The sequence below is a fragment of the Neisseria sp. P0001.S005 genome (assembly GCF_051963715.1).
In genome coordinates, this window is the sequence record NZ_JBQCTZ010000927.1 from 1 (window position 1) to 299 (window position 299).

Genomic DNA, 299 nt, shown 5'->3' on the forward strand with positions numbered 1-299 from the left:
CATGTGAACGGTTTGCTGGTGGTCGAAGAAAACGGCGTGCTGATTGGCGCGCTGAACATGCACGATTTATTGATGGCGCGAATTGTCTGAAACGACGGCAAAAACGTTTTCAGACGGCCTTATGCTAGAATAGGCCGTCTGAAATAAGGAAACCTTATGCAAAACCTCTCTTCCGACCTGCAACAACGCGCTTTAGGTATCAAACTGCTGATACTGGATGTGGACGGCGTTTTGACCGACGGCCGCATTTTTATCCGCGACAACGGCGAAGAAATCAAATCGTTCCACACTTTGGACGG

Annotated in this window: 1 pseudogene; it reads left to right on the plus strand. The window is 49.2% G+C overall.

The features are described from left to right. Nucleotides 1–156: 156 nt before the first annotated feature. A pseudogene (locus tag ACTHSP_RS23530) lies at nt 157–299 on the plus strand (phenylphosphate carboxylase subunit delta); the annotation flags it as partial.